Origin of the sequence: Negativibacillus massiliensis (assembly GCF_900148495.1) — a bacterium.
Classification (GTDB): domain Bacteria; phylum Bacillota; class Clostridia; order Oscillospirales; family Ruminococcaceae; genus Negativibacillus; species Negativibacillus massiliensis.
On record NZ_FTRU01000008.1, the window covers coordinates 542,185 to 559,341 of the forward strand.

Below are 17,157 nucleotides of genomic sequence, written 5' to 3' on the forward strand. Positions count from 1 at the left end.
GGGGTGCCTGTTTTAAAATCAAAGGTAATCGTCAGGAGGGAGTCAGAATGTATCTGATCAAAAATGCGACAGTACATATTGGAAACGGTACTGTGTTGCAGCAAAGCGATGTTCTTGTGGAAGGCAAAGTGATCAAAGAAGTAGGAAAGAATCTCAGTGCGGAAGGCGCAGAGGTTATTGATGCATCCGGATGCGAAGTTTTTCCGGGATTTATCGATCCGGTTTCCAGCATTGGTGCAATGGGAATTCCAGGACGCTATCTGGACAACAATGAAGCAACCAATCCAATCACCCCAGAGATGAATCTTCGTTACAGCATGGACCCAGATGAAGTAAACCGTCAGGAATTTTATAAGAGCGGTATCACAACAGTGGGACTTTCTCCAACCAATAACAATATTATGGGTGGTCAGATCGCTGTCTGCAAGACAGCTCCTCAGAAGATGAAAGAGCGTCTGGTCAAAGAACATGCCGGATTAAAGTGCAGCGTAACCAGCAGTGTAAAAGAAACTTATGGTTCCCGCGATCAGCTTCCAAAGACAAAGATGGGAATTTTCTTCCTGTTTGCAGAAAGCCTGCGCAAAGCAAGAGCAGAAAAGGAAGAAAAACGCACCGAGGCGCAGAAAGTAATCTGCGATGTATTTGATAATGCCAGCATGCCGCTGTTTGTAGCAGCTTCCAGCAAGACAGAAATTGACGGTTTGCTTCACCTGATGGAAAAAGAAAAGGTAGAGGTTAACCTTGTAGATGGATTTTGCTTTGCAGATTCCTTAAAACAGATTAAGGAACAAAAGGTAGGTCTGGTTCTGGGAAATGTCAATAACTGTTCTCAGATTGCAAAAAATGGTATGGACCTTTCCAAACTTTGTGAGCTGGTTGAAAACGGAAATCGAATCGCGTTTACCAACTCCAATGGAGGATATTCGGAAGGACGCGAAGTATTTATCTGGTCTGCAATCGAAGCTTATCGTGCAGGTGTACCAGCAGAAGAAGTAGTTCGCATGATGACCGAACACCCAGCTCATATGCTCGGTATTCAGGATCGTGTGGGAACATTGGAAGCTGGAAAGGATGCAGATTTATCTGTATACACCGCAAATCCTGTAACAAGTTATGCAGCAAAAGTAAAACACAGCATGGTAAATGGCGAGGTGATTTTCTAATGGACAAGATCCTGATCAAGGGTGGTACCCTGTATACAATGACCGATGGAGAAAACAATATTTTCCATGGAGATGTTTTGGTTGAAAACGGAAAGATTGCTCAGGTTGCACCGGAGATTGTCTGTGAAGATGCACAGGTAATCGATGCAAATGGAAACTATGTTCTTCCAGGACTGATTGATGCTCATACTCATATCGGATTGTTTGATTTTAACCATGATTCCTCGGTGGATGATGCTAATGAGATGACCGATCCGGTCACAGCTGCAATGGATGCACGTTACAGCATCAACCCAAAAGCAAGAGAGCTGAAGGTTGCTTATGAACATGGTATCACAACAATGCTCTTTACGCCGGGCAGCGGAAACGTTTTCTGCGGACAGGCTATTGTCGCAAAAACATATGGTGACAATATTTTTGAGATGACAATCAAAGCACCAGCAGCCGTAAAAATTGCACTGGGCGGAAATCCGAAAAATACTTACGGAGATATGAAACGTCTGCCAATGACCCGCATGGGTGTTGCAAACGTTCTTTGGGAAACCTTCCGAAAAGCAAAAGAATATCTGGATAAACAAAACCGTGGGGAAGAGCAGGATTACGATGCAAACATGGAAGCAATTATTCCAGCACTCAAGGGAGAGATTCCATGTAAAATCCACTGCACCCAGTATGATATGATTACTGCAATCGAAGTAGCAAAAGCTTACGGCGTAAAATTCTCGCTGGAACATGCATGGGGTGCGACAGATTATCTGGATGAGATTGTGGAAAGTGGATGCGATATCTGCTATGGACCAATTGCAACCTACCGTTCTCCAGGTGAGCGCAGAAAAGTGGATGTAGAGGCAGTTAAAATGCTGGATGACCGCGGTGTCAACGTTGCTATGATTACCGACTCCCCAATTTTAAGCGAGGAATCGTTGTATCATCACATCGGGGAAGCGGTTCGTGAAGGTGTTAGCCAGGAACGTGCAGTTCGTATGGTTACCATCAATCCAGCTCGTCAGCTGAATCTGGATGACCGTCTGGGAAGTCTGGAAGTTGGTAAAGACGCAGATATTGTGATCATGAAAGGCAAGCTGGGACTGGATACCGATGCAAAGGTTCTCTATACCATGGTAGATGGAAAAATCGTATATCAGGCATAAATAAAACACAAAAGAGCTGTATGGGATTCCATACAGCTCTTTTGTGTCAAATGAAAAAAGGATGTAAAAATGATAGAAGAAATCAAGATGTCAAAGAAATTAATTTGCTGCGTTTTCGGATGAAATGGCAGTCTTTTCAAATAAAAGGGAGGGCAGAAAAGCTAATCTGGAACCAAACTGCCGTGCAATAAAACCGACCAGTAGAGCGGCAATCAGAGAACCCTCTCGAATTCCTTCCAGCTGATGTGCAAAAAGAAAGGAAAGAACAACAGCACTAACCGTGATGGTAACGTCAAATGCAACTTTTGTCATGCCAAAATCGGTGTTCCATGTGCTGGTTACTGCGCGAACGAAAGACTCACCGGGAAGCATGGCAACATCGGCCAGAACCTCCAAATAAACGCCAAATCCCAAAATCACACATCCAAAGATCAGGCAGACCAGCTTGATGAGGTAGGACGAGGGATTCAGCGAGGAAAGCAAGATCATGGTAAGATCAATAAAGTAACCAAAGGCAATGGAAATTGGAATCTGGAGAAGATGTTCTAAACGAAAGTTTTTTCGCAGAATCAGAATCTGAAGCAGAATCAAAAGAACGCTGAATGCGATGGTGAATTCTCCCAGGGACCAAGAAAAATTTAAGCTGAGCACATAAGGCACAGAGGAGATGGGCGAAGTGCCGAGGTTAGATCTGGTAATAAAGCTGACACCGAAGGAACTGATAAAAAGTCCCAGTAAAAACACAAGATAACGCTTTAGCTTAATCAATATCGTTTGCCTTCCTTTCCGTTATCAGGTTGTTGTGGATGGTAAGAAGAAGATCAATTAGCTCTTCTTTCTTTTCTTCCGGAATGTTTCGGAATGCTTCTTCCTCCAACATGGTAAAGCTATTGGCAACTTCTTCCTGCAGCTCTTTTCCAAATGGAGTCATAAAGATATAGAAGCTGCGTCGATTTCCGTTTAACATTCTGCGTTCAATCATTCCCTTTTCCTCCATCCGATTTAAAATGGAAGTCAGGGATGCAGCCTCAATATAGCAAGCAGCAGCAATTTCTTTTTGGCTTGCGCCGTCGTGATCTTTCAGATAGTCCAAAATTTTGGGCTGACCTAAGGTCAAACAGGTGTTTTTCAGGTTAGATAACAGCTTTTTATGAAGCACAGCCTGATTTGCCATCAATAAATAGTGAAAAGATTTCTCCAAAACAAACCTCTTTCTTATAGTTAGAATATTAATAATTAGAATACTAACAATCTGAACATGATTATACGGAAAAAAATAATATTTGTCAAGAGCGTGGTTCTAAAAACATTAAAAAATAAAATCAGAGAAAAATATTTTCTTTTTAAAAATCGGTAGTTTTTTCATAAAGACAAGGGTGTTTTCGGGAGAAAAAGTTGTAGAAACAAAATAAAAAAATGTGTAGATTAGAGTAAAAATCATTTGTAAAAGAGGAAAAGAAGGAGTGCGAAGAATTTTTAAGAAGAAAAAAGCGCTTGTCAAATGTTAAAAAATAATTTACAATAAAGACATGTTTCCCAAAATGATATTTTGGGAGCAAGAGAGAAAGGGTGTGGCTATAGTTTGGAAGCGATAGCCGCAAAATAAAAAAGAGAGGAAGAATCAAACGTGTTTGAGAAACTTTTCCACCTCAAAGAGAATGGAACCAATGTAAAAACCGAGATTACCGCAGGTATTACCTCGTTCTTTACCATGGCTTACATTATCTTTGTCAACCCGCAAATTCTGTCCGCAGCAGGAATGGATGCAGGAGCTGTTATGCTGGCAACCTGTATTGCTTCTGCAATTGGTACCTTCCTGATGGCATTCTTAGCAAACTATCCGTTTGCACTGGCACCAGGTATGGGCTTGAATGCTTTCTTTGCCTTTACCATCTGTGGTTCAATGGGCTACAGCTGGCAGGCAGCTTTGGCAGCAGTTTTTATTTCCGGCTGTTTGTTTATCATTATTACAGTAACCGGTGTGCGTGAAGCGATTGTTCGTGCAATCCCAATGGAACTGAAAAGCGCAATCAGCGTTGGTATTGGTTTCTTTATCGCATTTATCGGATTGAAGAACGCAAACATGCTGAAATTTACCATTGACCCAGGTAAATATCAGAACTTTGATGGAACAATCGTAGCGGATGCTTCTCCGGTTCCAGCATTTAACTTTGCAAGTGCTTCCACTTTGCTTGCAATTTTTGGACTGATTGTTCTGGCTGTTTTGTATGTTCGCAATGTAAAAGGTGCTCTGTTCATCGGTATCCTGGTTACCTCTGCAGTAGGCTGTGTTCTGCAGTTTGTATTTGGAATTGATGTTGGTGTCAGCGCTCCAAGTGCAGGCATCTCCATCCCATCCCTGGCTCCAACCTTTATGCAGTTTACCCATGGCTTTGGTGAGCTGTTTAACTTCAGTGAGGGTGTAGGAACGGCGCTGCTTTCTGTGGTTTCGGTACTGATTGCGCTGGTTCTGGTTGATATGTTCGATACCATCGGCACACTGATTGGTACTGCAACCCGTGCAAATATGCTGGACAAAGAAGGTAATCTTCCAAGAGCCAGCGGTGCTCTGCTTGCAGACGCAATCGCAACCGCATGTGGTGCAGTAATGGGTACTTCCACCGTTACAACCTTTGTTGAGTCTGCATCTGGTGTTTCCGAAGGTGGACGTACTGGTTTAACCTCCTGCACAACAGCAGTTTTGTTCCTGCTGGCAATCATTGCATCCCCATTCCTTGGTCTGGTTCCAACTGCAGCAACCGCTCCGGTTCTGATTATCGTTGGTGTTCTGATGATGGCAAGTGTTAAGAATATTAACTGGAACGATTTTGATACAGCGCTTCCAGCATTTTTGACCATTGCCTGCATGCCATTTGCTTACAGCATTGCAGACGGTATCGCAGCAGGATTTATCTTCTTTACCATCACAAAACTTTTCAAAGGTAAAGCAAAAGAAGTACATCCAATTATGTACATCCTGTGTGTTCTGTTTATCCTGCGTTTCATCATTGTTATGTAAGACTTTTAAAAAGGACTTCGAGTATTCGAAGTCCTTTTTTGATATTCATAAAACCTCTGAGAAGCTCAAGAAGTGATTCTTGCAAAGTAAAATCGGAAATGATAGAATAAAATCAGCTCCATGACTTTTGATAAAAGGGGAAAAAGAAAATGGAAATGATGGATTTATCAATCGGGAAACTCTTAGGCTGCGGGAGAAAGTACGCAGAATATTTTCCGCTTAACCGCGGGACGCAGGATGAAGCAGAGCTGGAAATGCAGCTGATCGGTCTTGCTCAAGAAGAGGATGGAAGCGTAAAACTGCTCTTGTTAGAGCCATTTGAGAAAAACGAATCGGACGCCTTCCCGACAAGAACACGCAGTGTGACAACTAAACGCCAGCAATTAACCCAAATAGCACGGCATCTGGAAGAAGAGCGTTACCAGAATAACCCGGGAAATTATTTTATCAAGCAAGTACAAATTGCAGATAATATATATGATATTACAGAAAGTAGAATTGGAATGCTGGAGGCAGAAGATATTTTTTTCCTGCGTGGGTGCCTCCAACAAGGCTGGGAACCGCAAACCATGACCGACTGGGTGTTTGATCTGCTGGGATTGTGTGAGATAACACTGGATGCAGATTGGGAAGAACTGGTGGGAGCAATCACTTCTTGGGAAAAGGTAAGTATAACATTAGGGCAATATAGCAAAAGAATTCCGGTAAAAAAGAAGATGACACTGAACATTACAGGTCAGTCAGAAGACGTAAAGCCTAAAAAATATGTTCTGCCTCAGGAAGATTATCCCATCTGGATTGATCGGGTATATTTATATGATCCATGGGAAGGAGAGGAAGAGCAGTTTTCTGATCCTGAACTACTGGAATGTTTCTCACAAGAGATGCTGGAAGAATTAAAAGAGCAAAACGAAAGGCAGATGGAAAGAATATGCCCCAAGGGAAAATATCTTCCTCTGATTGAATATGAAAGTGAAGATAATCGGCAACTGGAGTTTTTTGATGAGCATTATCTTTCTCAGCCGATTAACTGCTCAGGGAAAAAGGTTGATTTTCTGGTTCGCCCAGCTCAGAAAAGAGGAACAATGGGACATCCTCTGCGTGGTGAACTGCTGCAGACTCCAGTGGATGCATATTGTGGCAGCATCTGTGTAGAAGTACTGTTTTATTGGGAAGCGCAGAAGGAAGATAGAATCGCGAAATTTTAGGAGAAATGTAAGATGTTTTTAAGTGCGATTGTCATGGCATGTGGAAAAGGAGAACGCTTTGGCTCCAATAAACTGATGGCGGAGCTAAAAGGAAAGGAACTGATTCGCTATACCCTCGACGCTTTGCCGGCAGAGCTGTTTTCGGAAATTCTGGTCGTCACCAAATATAAAGAGATTCTGGATCTTGTAGCGGAGTATCCGGCACCATTTTTGGGAATTTATACCGATGACCCCGAAGGGGGACAGGATGCGACGATACGCTGTGGTGTGCGCAATCTTTCCTCAAACAGCGATGGCTGCATGTTTGTCGCAGCAGACCAGCCGCTGAAACAAAAAAGCTCCCTGCAAAAACAGATTGCCCTCTACCAGCAATATCTTCGAAAAGGGGAAGAGCGTTTTGTTGCTCTGAGCTTTCAGGGGAAAAAGGGAAATCCGGTCATCTTTCCAAAATCGTCCTATAAAGAATTATTGGAAATCACAGATGGACAGACTGGCTCGACAGTACTTCGAGCGCACCCAGACGCTCTTGTTCTTTCGGAAGCTTGCTGTGCAGCTGAGATGATGGATATCGATTCACTGGAAGACCTGCGGAAAGTCGAAAGAATTTTGTTACAAAAGGATAGTTTCTAGCAGATTCTCTTGACAAAAACATAAAAAAGTTGTATGGTTTTACTTGTAAAAAAAGCAATCGGGATAATGTGCGGCATTATCCCGAAATTTTTGCGTCAGTTGCTTTTATGCAATAAAGTTTTAAACTGATAATTTGCAAAATATGCTTTGAGAGAGGAGTTTTTTTGAATGGAAAGAGAAAAATTTTCATCCCGCCTGGGATTTCTGCTGATTTCCGCAGGCTGTGCAATTGGCTTGGGAAATGTGTGGAGATTCCCTTACATTACCGGAAAATACGGCGGAGCAGCTTTTGTACTTGTTTATTTGTTTTTCCTGGTTATCATGGGCCTTCCGATTATGGCAATGGAATTTGCAGTTGGACGTGCCAGCCAGAAAAGCTGTGCCAGCTCCTTTAAGATTCTGGAGCCAAAGGGAAGTTACTGGCATATCAACGGTTATGTGGGAATGTTGGGAAACTACCTTCTGATGATGTTTTACACCACCATTGGTGGATGGATGCTTTCTTACTTTGTCAAGATGGTTCGCGGAGAGTTTGAAGGTCTGGATGCCCAGGGAGTCAGCGATGCCTTCAATGGAATGCTTTCTCAGCCAGGTCCAATGATCTTTTGGATGATCCTTGTTGTTGTATTTAGCTTTGGCGTCTGCTCTATGGGACTGCAAAAGGGTGTAGAGCGAGTTAATAAGTTCATGATGACCTGTCTGCTTCTGATTATGGCAGTACTGGCAGTGCGTTCCTGTTTGCTGGACGGAGCAGCAGAAGGACTTGCGTTTTACCTCAAACCTGATTTTGGAAAGATGATGGAATCGGGATTTGGTGAAGTAGTCTTTGCAGCAATGGGTCAGGCGTTCTTTACTCTGAGTCTGGGTATTGGTGCACTGGCGATTTTCGGAAGCTATATTGGAAAAGATCGTTCTTTGATGGGCGAATCCATCAACGTAGCGGTACTGGATACAATGGTAGCCTTTATGGCAGGATTGATTATTTTCCCGGCATGTTCTGCATTTGGAATTAACCCGGGAGAAGGTCCTGGACTGATTTTTGTAACACTTCCAAACGTGTTTAACCACATGGCTGGCGGACGTGTCTGGGGTTCCCTGTTCTTTATCTTTATGACCTTTGCAGCCCTGACTACAATTATTGCGGTGTTTGAGAATATCCTTTCCTTCGCAAAAGATTTGTGGGGATGGAGCAGAAAAAAAGCAACCCTTGTAAACATTGTATTGATTATTGTATTGTCCCTGCCAGCTGTTTTTGGCTATAATCTGCTCAGCTTTGTTCAGCCGCTGGGGGATGGAAGCACCATTCTGGACCTGGAGGACTTTATTGTCAGCAACAACATCCTGCCGCTGGGTTCACTGGTTTATCTGCTGTTCTGCGTTAATCGTTACGGTTGGGGCTGGGATAATTTTATCAAGGAAGCAGATACCGGAAACGGTATCAAGTTCCCAAAATGGGCGAGAGGTTATGTAACCTATCTGCTGCCGCTGATTGTACTGTATATTTTTGTACAAGGTTATATTGCAAAATTCTTTTAATCAGGATGCAGATGTGCTATAATTGGGGGAGTGCAAAAATTTAATTAATGGTGGTGTATGGTTATGAGTCAAGACCAAAATCTGTTGACGACAGGAAGCGTCGTCAAAAAGATGCTGCTGTTTGCAGTCCCCATTTTCTTCAGCAATCTGTTCCAGCAACTTTATAATGCAGTTGACTCCCTGATTGTGGGAAATTTTATCGGGGAAGAAGCACTGGCAGCAGTTGGTTCTTCGGGAAGCCTGATCATGCTGATGATCGGCTTTATCAATGGTGTATCGATGGGTGCAGGCGTACTGATTGCCCGATTTTTTGGGGCACAGGACGATGAGAACATCCAAAGAGCGGTTCATACAACAGTGGCACTCGGTGTGGTATCCGGTATTGTGCTGACAGTGGTAGGTGTTGTACTGACGCCGCAGATTTTGATTTGGATGGGAACACCGGAATCCGTTCTTGCAAGCTCGACCGCTTACTTCCGTGTATATTTCTTGGGTTCGCTTGCAGTTATTCTGTACAACATGGGTGCAAGTATTCTGCAGTCGGTGGGAGATAGCCGAAGCCCGATGAAGTACCTGATTACAGCGTCGATTACCAACGTTGTACTTGACCTTTTGTTTATTGCTGTTCTGGGATGGGGCGTTGCAAGTGCAGCGCTGGCAACCATTATCAGTCAGATTCTGAGTGCAACTTTAGCCTTTGGTAAGTTGATGCGTGTTCAGGCAAGCTATCGTGTGTACTGGAAGAAGGTACATTTCGATCTCCCGATGCTCAAACAGATCGTTACACTTGGTATTCCATCCGGTGTACAGAACTCGGTTATTTCACTTGCAAACGTTATCGTACAGGCAAATATCAATGCATTTGGCGCTTCTGCAATGGCAGGATGCGGTTCTTACTCCAAGATTGAGGGCTTTGCCTTTCTGCCGGTTACCTGTTTTGCGCTGGCTCTGTCCACCTTTGTCAGCCAGAATATCGGTGCGGGACGCTATGACCGTGTAAAATCAGGCATTAAGTTTGGTTTGATTTGCAGCCCGCTGCTTGCAGAGTGTATCGGAATTACGATGTATCTGCTTGCACCAACCCTGATTTCCGCATTTAATGACAAACCGGAAGTAGTAGCATTTGGTGTAAACCAGATTCATACCATCTCGCTGTTTTATTGCCTGCTTGCATTTTCTCATTGCTGTGCCGGTATTATGAGAGGTATCGGTCGTCCAATTATCCCGATGGGAATTATGCTGGCGGTATGGTGCGTCTTCCGAATTTTCTATATTACGGTTACCGTAAAGATTATTCCAAGCATTTATGTCATCTATTGGGCATATCCGATTACTTGGATCATCAGCTCTCTGCTGTTTGCGTTCTGTCTGTATAAACTTCGCTTCCCGCCGATGGAGCATCCGATCGAGGAGAAAGAAGAATCCTCACAATCATGTTAATCAAAAAGGCACAGGTTTTCCTGTGCCTTTTTTCTGTAGTTTTGTTGTTGGTATTGCAGTTTTAAGAAGCAGGATTTTCCTGACAGGAAGAGCTTCGCTCTACACGGAGGTGTCTGTGGGACAGAAAGTAGGAGAGAAAGCTTACAATCAGGAGAACTGACAAAGCAAGAAGAAGCATGATGCCGGCTTCTGCCGAAAAGGTACCGTCCAAAATCGTGCGGATTGCAGCAATGCCTGCAATCAACAGGTAAAATTCAGTTGGCAGGAAAGAGAGCAGGCTGATTCGGTTTTTGGAGAAAAACCACTGCATCAGACAAAGAGAAACAAACAAAGCAATCAGCAAAATAGTAGACATATTCGATACCTCTTTTCTTTAAAATATTATCTTATCAAAGAATGGCAGAAGACAGATCAGTGTAACAGATTTTTTGCTTTTTGATTAGTATAAACTTTCTGCAATCTTTAATATTTCATGTTGATTGACCGGACCGCTGATGAGATAGATATAGTTTTCGTCATGCCAGATCAGGGAGGTGTTTCCCTTAAGATCACCCCGGTATTTGGTGTACAGATAAGCGCTGTAACCATTGACGGATACCGATTCGCGCATACAGTCCTCGGTGTCCAGAGAAATGGAGGTGCTTAACTCCATACAGGAATAGGAGAGAATGTACGGTGTATCCTGACACTCATAGCCAACATAACCGTGTCCCGGAATAAAGTGAAAGGAAACTTCCGAAAAGCGTTCCGGAATGTAGGAGGGACGCCGGAAGGAGGATTCGGTCAGCTCCGGAATGTCCTCCGGCATATTTCCGAACATATCTTCCATCCGAAATTGGGTGAACATCTCGTGAGAACGGACGATAAACTCCACAACGTTGAGCTTAACAGCATCTACGGTAAAAAATAAAACGGTGAATCCAGCAAGGAATACAACCAGAAAAGCCGCAGCCCGGCGTGAAATCTTCTTGAGAGACTGCAATGTATGTTTTTGCAGACGCTTTTTCTGACAGCGTTCCAGCTGGTCTTTAATTGCTGCATCCAGATCAGGACGGTTTGCAGCAAGTTTGTCGATCTGCTCATCTTCCTGAGCAAGCTCATCAAACAGCTGGTCCTGCTCCAGTGCATGTTCCAGAGAGAGTTTTTTGAGAAGTAACTGATCAAATTCCTGGTTTAATTGTTCGAGATCGTCATCAAAAGAAGCTTTCAGGTCGTCGAAATTTTCTTTGGAAGACATCATGAATTTTCCCCCTCCTCTCTGGTCTGGTAAGATTTCTTTAATGATTTGAGTGCCCGATGGCATACTACCCGGACACTGGCAGGCTTGATTCCCATGACCGATGCGATTTCTTCGTCCGACATACGGTAAAGAAATTTCATGGTCAGCACGTCCCGATAGGATTCGTGCAGGGAGGAAAGCATCTGGTGAACTTCTTCATACTCGTACTGCCGAATCATCAGCTCTTCCGGACTTTCATTTACATCCGGAAGCATCTCTTCCAGTTCATAAAAATCGGTGTGAGGATGACTTTTTTGCTGGCGATAGATACTGTATGAGAGGTTCCTCACCATAATGACGAAATAAGCCTTTGTTTTGTTACAGTCCAAAGAAAAAATTAATTGACTTTTTTCAATGGCCTTGGTAAATACCGTTTGTACCACGTCATCAGCCATGTGTTCATCATGGAGAATCTTGTAGGCATAACGCCACAGAGGAAGGCGGTATTCTTCATATAGCTGTTCGATCCGTCTTAGATCGGGATCTTTTTTTAACGGCCCGAAAAGTCGTATCATTCTCCCAATCCTTTCTTTTGTATAATAAAATAAAAAAACATAGAATTCTACAACCTTAACATAAATTGTAACGGATAATTTTGAAAATTACAATGGTCGTATTGTTAAATAAAAAAGAATATTTTTTGCATAATTTGAGAATAAAAGACAAAAGCAGGAAAAGCATAATTGCAGAATAAAAGGGGCTATGATATAATAAAAACGTTCATATCGAGGAATTTTTGTACATTTTTAATAAGATAAATTTGATATTAGAAAGGATGAAAAATATGGGAATCATTAAAGCCGCAATCAATTCGATTGGAGGAAGCTTTGCCGATCAGTGGCTGGAGTATATCAAAGCAGGAAACATGGACAGTCAGACCGTGATGTCAGCCGGTGTTAAGGTACGCGGATGGGATAAACGAAACGAGAACAAAGAAGGTTCAGCTGATTTTGTCAGTGACGGTTCCCTGATTGAAGTGGGAGTCAATCAGTTCATGATCTTGACCGATGGCGGCAAAATTGTTGATTATACCTCGGAACCTGGCTACTATAAAGTAGATAACAAAAATGCTCCTTCTATGTTTAATGGAGGATTTTCGGAAGCGATTGAGGAGACCTTTAACCGCCTGCGTTTTGGCGGAGTTCCATCCAGCTCCCAGAAGGTATATTTTATTAATCTTCAGGAGATCAAGGATATTGCTTTTGGTACGCCAAATCCAATCAACTACTTCGATAATTTCTATAATGCCGAGCTGTATCTGCGCACCAACGGTTATTTCTCCATCCGAATTACTGATCCAATTAAATTCTATGCGGAAGCAATTCCGAAAAATATGGATCATGTTTCGATTGTGGATATTCAAAAGCTGTACATTGCAGAATTTCTGACTGCATTTCAAACAGCAGTCAACAAAATGTCGATGGACGGAATCCGCATTTCTCACGTGACCTCCAAAGCAATGGAGCTTGCAAACTATATGGGAGAAGTTTTGGATGAATCCTGGAATGAAAAACGAGGAATGCAGATCGAGTCAGTCGGTATCAACAGCATTACCTATGATGAGCAGTCCAAGAAGCTGATCGATATGCGCAATCAGGGCGCAATGCTTTCCGATCCGCTGATTCGGGAAGGATATGTCCAGGGTTCGGTTGCACGCGGCCTTGAAGCGGCAGGCTCCAATTCTGCAGGTTCAGCAGCAGGATTTTTTGGAATGAATCTGGGAATGCAGCAGGGCGGCGGATTTATGTCGGCAGCAAGCGCTTCCAATCAGGCTCAGTTTGCATCCCAGCAGGCTGCAAAAGCACAGAATCCAGCAGAAAGTTCAGCTGGAGAGTGGACCTGTGTGTGCGGAGCAAAAAACAGCGGTAAATTCTGCAGTGAGTGCGGAAAGCCAAAGCCTGTTTTAGGAGAATGGGTCTGCTCATGCGGAGCAAAGAACAGCGGAAAGTTCTGCAGTGAATGCGGAAAACCAAAACCGACAGGCAGTGTTTGTCCAAACTGCGGCTTTAAATCTGAAAGTGTAATGAAGTTCTGCCCAGAATGCGGAACAAAATTAGGATAGGAAAAGGCAGGGAATAGGGGGGCTATTTTTGGAAGCGGTTAGCTATCAATGCCCTAATTGCGGGGCACCCTTGGAGTTTCACAGTGAGACACAAAAATGGGACTGTAAGTTTTGCTTAAGCTCTTTTGAGGAAAGCGACCTGGAAGAGTATAATCGAGAACAGGAACAAAAGCAGAAAGAGGAGCAGGAGGAGGAAGAAGAGCAGTACCGCGCAGAAAAGAAGTGTTATTTCTGTCCAAACTGCGGTGCAGAGCTTATCACGGATGAGGAAACGGTTGCGACATTCTGTACCTTCTGCGGCAATCCATCCGTACTGCCCAAAAAGCTGGAAGGAGAATTTCGGCCCAAAGCACTGATCCCGTTTAAGCTGGATAAGGAGAAGGCAAAGCAGGCACTGTTTGACCTCTGCAAACGAAAACCTCTGCTGCCAAAGGATTTTACTGAGAAAACCCACATCGAAAAGATAACCGGTGTTTATGTTCCGTTCTGGCTGCATGACTGTTATGTGGATGCAAGGATGCAGGCAGTCGGGGAAAAGATTCGGGTATGGAGAACCGGAAACACCGAATACACCAAGACGGATCTCTATGAAGTGGAACGAGAGGCAGCTTTGACCTATCAGAACCTGCCTGCCGATGCTTCTCAAAAGATGGAAGATGGTATGATGGATGCACTGGAGCCGTTTTCCTATGAAGACCTCAAAAAATTCAACACGGCATTTTTGTCCGGTTATTTTGCGCAAAGATATGATGTACCAAAGGAAGCGTGCACAGACAGAGTGCGGGAACGAATCCGGAAAAGTGCAGAAGATAAGCTGCGGGATACCTGTACAGCTTATACGACTCTCAAAGTCTCCAATGTGGATGCTCAGATTGTCAGCTCTAATTGTAACTATGTTATGCTGCCAGTTTGGCTTTTGTACACCAAATATCGAGGAAAGGACTATCTGTTTGCGATGAACGGGCAAACCGGAAAAATGGTCGGTAATCTGCCGCTGAGCATTGGAAGAGCGGCGGCTCTGGCAGGAATTATTGCTGCGGCAGTCACCATTCTGGGTACGATTGGAGGGTTGCTGTTGTGTTAAAGGAAGCTTTAATTCGACGTGTAAGCCTCTTTTGTGTCAGCGTTCTGTTGATAGTTGCGTGCTGTATTCCCGCTTGTGCAGATCAAAAGCGATTGCCATTAAGTGATCGCGGAACGATGGAACTTTATGACGATGCAGGAATCCTGACCGACAGCGAAGAAACAGAGCTGATAGCATATGGAGAAAAGATTGCGAAGGAAACCGGATTTGTTGTTTTTGTCAAGACAACATTTGGTACCGACGGAAAAGAGATTCGTCGATATATTGCCGATGAATATGAAAAGGCAGGTTATAACGACACCCTTCCGGCAATCATGCTGGCAATCGATATGGACTACCGGGAGATTGCTGTTGCAACAACACAGAGCTATGTGGATTACTTCCCAGTCAGCAAAACAGACGATATGGTTGACGACGTTACAGATTACTTAAGAGATGGACGTTATGCAGACGGCGTGAGAGCCTTTCTGGACGATTCTTATCAAACCATCGTAAACTATGGCGTAAAACCAGTAGGAACGATTGTGATGGTTTCTCTTGGCGCTGGTGTACTGATTGCGGCACTGGTGGTCGGCTGCATGATCGTTGCCCATCCTAAAGTATCAAACAGCCAGATTTCTGCAACCGCTTATCTAAAGGATGGCAGGGTACAGCTGCATACAAAGAGAGATCGTTTTGTACGTACCTTCACAACCTCCCGAACCATTCAGAAGAACAACAGCGGCGGCAGTGGCGGAAGTTTTTCTAGCTCGTCCGGAGGCAGCTATAGCGGAAGTTCAGGACGTTTTTAAAACAAAGCAATAAAACAAAAAAGGAATCGGCCCTGTTATCAGAGCCGATTCCTTTTTTGATATTATTTTGAAGAAGGAAGCTATCTTGTTTATTCTTCGCACATGAATGGATATGCGATATCGGTGGATGGAACGAAAGATTCCTTGATAGTTCTTGGGCTGATCCAACGATAGAGGTTGAGCATGCTGCCAGCTTTATCGTTTGTACCGGAAGCACGTGCACCACCGAATGGCTGCTGACCAACAACAGCGCCGGTTGGCTTGTCGTTGATATAGAAGTTACCAGCTGTGTTGGAAAGTGCTTTTTCCATCATAACGATTGCGTTTCTGTCCTGAGCAAAGATTGCACCGGTCAGACCGTATGGAGAAGCAGTATCGCAGATCTTCAGGGTTTCTTCCAGTTTTTCATCTTCGTAAACATATACAGTCAGTACTGGGCCAAAGATTTCTTCTACCATGGTCTTGAAGTCAGGTTTCTTAGCAAGAATTACGGTTGGTTTTACAAAGTAACCTTTGGAACCGTCGTAACCGCCGCAGAGAACCTCAGCATCTTCAGAAGCGTTTGCATAGTCGATGTATTCAGAGATCTTGGTGAAGGAAGCTTTGTCGATAACAGCACACATGAAGTTTGTGAAGTCTCTTGGATCACCCATCTTCAGTTTTGCAGTTTCGTTGAGCAGACCTTCTTTTACCTGTGGCCAGATGCTTGCAGGGATGTAAGCACGGGAAGCAGCAGAACATTTCTGACCCTGGAATTCGAATGCGCCGCGAACCATTGCAGCAACCAGAGGTTCAACCTGTGCAGTTGGATGAGCAAAGATGAAGTCTTTACCGCCAGTTTCGCCGACCAGACGAGGATAGGAATGATATTTTGCGATGTTTTCACCAACCAGAGACCATACACCGCTGAATACAGCTGTGGAACCGGTGAAGTGGAAACCTGCCATACGAGGATCAGACAGCAGATATTTGCTGACATCAGAACCACGGCATGGAACAAAGTTGATAACGCCGTCTGGCAGTCCAGCTTCTTTCATCAGCTGCATGAAGTAGTAGTTGGAAAGAGCAGCGGTCTGAGCTGGTTTCCAGATAACGGTGTTGCCCATGATTGCTGGAGCGGTGCAGAGGTTGCCGCCGATAGAGGTAAAGTTAAATGGAGAAATAGCCATTACAAAGCCATCCAGAGGACGGTACTCGGTGCGGTTCCATACGCCATGGGAGTTTTCTGGCTGCTGTTTGTAGATCTGTTCAGCAAATGCAACGTTGAAGCGCAGGAAGTCTGCAAGCTCGCAAGCAGAGTCAATCTCAGCCTGGAAAGCGGTTTTGCTCTGACCAAGCATGGTAGCGGCATTCATCTTTGCACGCCATGGACCGGTCAGCAGGTCAGCAGCTTTCAGGAAGATGGAAGCTCTGTGTTCCCAAGGCATGTTAGCCCATTCTTCTTTTGCAACCATTGCAGCATCAGCAGCCAGTTTCAGTTCTTCTTCGCCAGCAATGTTGTATTCAGCCAGAACATGGTTGAAGTCATGAGGCATAACACATTTGCCTTTGTTGCCGGTGTGGTACTCTTTGCCGCCGATGATGATCGGAATTTCAACCTGAATGGAAGCCTGACGATCCAGTTCTTTTTTCAGCGCTTCACGCTCCGGGCTGCCTGGCAGATAAGCTTTTACAGGCTCATTGTATGCTTTTGGAATTGCGAAGTTTGCGTTGCTCATGGTGTTGACATCCTTTCCAAAGTATATATTGATAAAGTTATATTATTCTAAGAAAAAGGGGGGCAGGGCGTTTTAT

Annotated in this window: 16 protein-coding genes; 10 read left to right on the plus strand and 6 right to left on the minus strand. The window is 44.0% G+C overall.

The features are described from left to right. Window positions 1-47: 47 nt before the first annotated feature. Complete coding sequence (locus BQ5375_RS08560; RefSeq protein ID WP_022133311.1) at window positions 48-1,163, plus strand: amidohydrolase family protein; 1,116 nt, start codon at window positions 48-50, stop codon at window positions 1,161-1,163. Then, the gene (locus BQ5375_RS08565) at window positions 1,163-2,314 is read left to right on the plus strand and encodes an amidohydrolase family protein (RefSeq protein WP_022133310.1); all 1,152 of its coding nucleotides are present in this window, start codon (window positions 1,163-1,165) and stop codon (window positions 2,312-2,314) included. The genes BQ5375_RS08560 and BQ5375_RS08565 overlap by 1 nt, the downstream gene beginning before the upstream one ends. Window positions 2,315-2,413: 99 nt before the next feature. Here BQ5375_RS08565 and BQ5375_RS08570 read toward each other — a convergent pair whose 3' ends face one another. Continuing rightward, the gene (locus tag BQ5375_RS08570) at window positions 2,414-3,082 is read right to left on the minus strand and encodes a YczE/YyaS/YitT family protein (protein ID WP_022133309.1); all 669 of its coding nucleotides are present in this window, start codon (window positions 3,080-3,082) and stop codon (window positions 2,414-2,416) included. Continuing rightward, entirely contained in the window at window positions 3,075-3,515 is a 441-nt protein-coding gene (locus BQ5375_RS08575) for a MarR family winged helix-turn-helix transcriptional regulator (protein WP_022133308.1), read from the minus strand. The genes BQ5375_RS08570 and BQ5375_RS08575 overlap by 8 nt, the downstream gene beginning before the upstream one ends. Window positions 3,516-3,941: 426 nt before the next feature. On the opposite strand from BQ5375_RS08575, the gene BQ5375_RS08580 reads away from it, so the two are divergent. The 5 genes from BQ5375_RS08580 to BQ5375_RS08600 all read left to right on the plus strand — a co-directional run bounded on the left by BQ5375_RS08580 (window position 3,942) and on the right by BQ5375_RS08600 (window position 10,147). Beyond that, entirely contained in the window at window positions 3,942-5,333 is a 1,392-nt protein-coding gene (locus BQ5375_RS08580; RefSeq protein ID WP_022133307.1) for an NCS2 family permease, read from the plus strand. A gap of 149 nt (window positions 5,334-5,482) precedes the next feature. Beyond that, window positions 5,483-6,541, plus strand: coding sequence for a hypothetical protein (locus tag BQ5375_RS08585; protein ID WP_022133306.1), 1,059 nt, complete (start codon window positions 5,483-5,485; stop codon window positions 6,539-6,541). Window positions 6,542-6,553: 12 nt separating this feature from the next. Continuing rightward, window positions 6,554-7,171: a nucleotidyltransferase family protein gene (locus BQ5375_RS08590; protein WP_076917722.1), complete on the plus strand. Its 618-nt coding sequence runs from the start codon at window positions 6,554-6,556 to the stop codon at window positions 7,169-7,171. A gap of 168 nt (window positions 7,172-7,339) precedes the next feature. Then, window positions 7,340-8,707 carry a sodium-dependent transporter gene (locus BQ5375_RS08595; protein WP_022133305.1) on the plus strand — a complete coding sequence of 456 codons (1,368 nt, stop codon included), beginning with the start codon at window positions 7,340-7,342 and terminating at the stop codon, window positions 8,705-8,707. 57 nt (window positions 8,708-8,764) lie between these two features. Then, the gene (locus BQ5375_RS08600; protein WP_083687564.1) at window positions 8,765-10,147 is read left to right on the plus strand and encodes an MATE family efflux transporter; all 1,383 of its coding nucleotides are present in this window, start codon (window positions 8,765-8,767) and stop codon (window positions 10,145-10,147) included. A 61-nt stretch (window positions 10,148-10,208) separates the two neighbouring features. Here the strand turns inward: BQ5375_RS08600 and BQ5375_RS08605 are convergent, their stop codons facing one another. The 3 genes from BQ5375_RS08605 to BQ5375_RS08615 all read right to left on the minus strand — a co-directional run bounded on the left by BQ5375_RS08605 (window position 10,209) and on the right by BQ5375_RS08615 (window position 11,941). Then, the gene (locus tag BQ5375_RS08605) at window positions 10,209-10,502 is read right to left on the minus strand and encodes a hypothetical protein (RefSeq protein WP_022133303.1); all 294 of its coding nucleotides are present in this window, start codon (window positions 10,500-10,502) and stop codon (window positions 10,209-10,211) included. 84 nt (window positions 10,503-10,586) lie between these two features. Beyond that, window positions 10,587-11,387: a DUF4367 domain-containing protein gene (locus BQ5375_RS08610; protein WP_022133302.1), complete on the minus strand. Its 801-nt coding sequence runs from the start codon at window positions 11,385-11,387 to the stop codon at window positions 10,587-10,589. After that, the gene (locus BQ5375_RS08615; protein WP_022133301.1) at window positions 11,384-11,941 is read right to left on the minus strand and encodes an RNA polymerase sigma factor; all 558 of its coding nucleotides are present in this window, start codon (window positions 11,939-11,941) and stop codon (window positions 11,384-11,386) included. Before BQ5375_RS08615 ends, BQ5375_RS08610 begins: the two co-directional genes overlap by 4 nt. Window positions 11,942-12,210: 269 nt before the next feature. On the opposite strand from BQ5375_RS08615, the gene BQ5375_RS08620 reads away from it, so the two are divergent. Genes BQ5375_RS08620 through BQ5375_RS08630 form a run of 3 tightly spaced genes read left to right on the plus strand, consistent with a single transcriptional unit; the run spans window position 12,211 to window position 15,363 of the window. Continuing rightward, on the plus strand, window positions 12,211-13,488 hold the full coding sequence (locus BQ5375_RS08620; RefSeq protein ID WP_022133300.1) for an SPFH domain-containing protein: 1,278 nt from the start codon (window positions 12,211-12,213) through the stop codon (window positions 13,486-13,488). A gap of 28 nt (window positions 13,489-13,516) precedes the next feature. Next, window positions 13,517-14,572, plus strand: a complete 1,056-nt coding sequence (locus BQ5375_RS08625; RefSeq protein WP_076917724.1) for a TFIIB-type zinc ribbon-containing protein — start codon at window positions 13,517-13,519, stop codon at window positions 14,570-14,572. Beyond that, window positions 14,566-15,363, plus strand: a complete 798-nt coding sequence (locus BQ5375_RS08630; RefSeq protein WP_022133299.1) for a TPM domain-containing protein — start codon at window positions 14,566-14,568, stop codon at window positions 15,361-15,363. The genes BQ5375_RS08625 and BQ5375_RS08630 overlap by 7 nt, the downstream gene beginning before the upstream one ends. A gap of 89 nt (window positions 15,364-15,452) precedes the next feature. Here BQ5375_RS08630 and pruA read toward each other — a convergent pair whose 3' ends face one another. Beyond that, entirely contained in the window at window positions 15,453-17,081 is a 1,629-nt protein-coding gene (pruA, locus tag BQ5375_RS08635; RefSeq protein ID WP_022133298.1) for an L-glutamate gamma-semialdehyde dehydrogenase, read from the minus strand. Window positions 17,082-17,157: the final 76 nt, after the last annotated feature.